This window comes from Caballeronia sp. LjRoot29, from assembly GCF_964252755.1.
Classification (GTDB): domain Bacteria; phylum Pseudomonadota; class Gammaproteobacteria; order Burkholderiales; family Burkholderiaceae; genus Caballeronia.
In genome coordinates, this window is record NZ_CAXUPU020000090.1 from 1 (window position 1) to 1402 (window position 1402).

General features: G+C 56.6%; 1 protein-coding gene. It reads left to right on the plus strand.

The window, feature by feature from the left end; all coding sequences use genetic code 11:
- Positions 1 to 293: 293 nt before the first annotated feature.
- Entirely contained in the window at positions 294 to 1187 is an 894-nt protein-coding gene (locus tag ACSQ83_RS35845) for a squalene/phytoene synthase family protein (protein WP_436228635.1), read from the plus strand.
- The last annotated feature ends 215 nt before the right edge of the window (positions 1188 to 1402 follow it).

Below are 1402 nucleotides of genomic sequence, written 5' to 3' on the forward strand. Positions count from 1 at the left end.
TCAGCCAACATAAAACGCGCAAAAACCTAAAAAGCAGCAACCCGGCACTGAACCAGACCGCTAACGCCAGAACCTAGCACCCCGGCATTGACCCCAATCGCCATCGCGTGGTGAGGAACGGGTTGATGTCACCGCGTAGGCAGCACCCGTTCCGGGCCGTCTTGCAGCACATTCGCATCCGGGGGATAATTCGCGCTGAATATTGCGGGCGGTGAAGTAGATTTCACCGCTCCGAAAAAGACTCCTCAGTTACCTGTCCAGTCTCCAGAACACGCGCGAGCCATTGAGTTTCAATGGCTTTTTTTCTGGCCCGGACCGATCGGCTTACGCCGTCATCACCTTCCATTGCCGTGAATTTCGACGACTACTGCCAGCAAAAAGCCGCACCCGATGGCTCCAGCACGTACTACGCCCTGCGTCGTGCGCCCTTGGCCAGCCGGCCGCTCCTGACCGCGTTTTACGCATTGCGCCGGGAGCTGGAGGACACCGTCAAGGAAACGAGCGATCCGACCATTGGTCGCACGAAACACGCTTGGTGGCAAAAGGAATTGGCCAGCCTGTTCGGCGGCGAACCCGCGCATCCGGTGACGAAGGCGATCGCTGCACATCAGGCGAATACGCCGGTTCTCGACGAGCAAGGACGGGCATCAATCAACAATATGGCCGATGGTTTCAGCATGGACCTCGATCAGGCGCGATATCTCGACTGGACGGGTTTGCGGCGCTATCTGGATAACGTCGGTGGCGAGTTTGCGTTAATCATCGCGCGGGCGAGTGCGCACCGTCCCGACGACGCACCGGGCTGGGCTAACTCGCTTGGCACGGCACTGATGCTCGCGGAACGCATCGCCGAAATGGGTGACGATGCGCGTCATGGGCGCATTTATATTCCTATCGACGAGATGCAGCGCTTTAATGTTACGGCCGCAGATCTCATCAATCGCAAATACAGCGATGCGTTTAATGAGCTCATGCGCTTTCAAACTAACCGTGCAAGGGAAGCGCTTAAGCAGTCTCTGGCCGCAATCCCTCCAGACGAGCGCGCCACGCAGCGCGTTCTGCGTACGCAAGCGGCTTTATCACTAGCTCTGCTCGACGAGATTGAACGCGAAAATTTTCAGGTGCTTCATCAAAGGATTGCGCTTACGCCTATTCGCAAGCTTTGGATTAGTTGGCGGATCAGGTAGGGGTTGCTCGCGCCGGTGGACGGTTTTTTGGGGGTTGCGGGCTTGGGATTTTGGTCAGGGTCAGTGCCGGGTTGCCAGGTTTTTGTGTTAGCGGTCTGGTTCAGTGCCGGGTTGCTGCTTTTTAGGTTTTTGCGCGTTTTATGTTGGCTGATTTCTTTATCACTATTAGCCACTGCGCGTGGCAGCGCGTCATTTCTTTGTCCAAAGCGACAAAG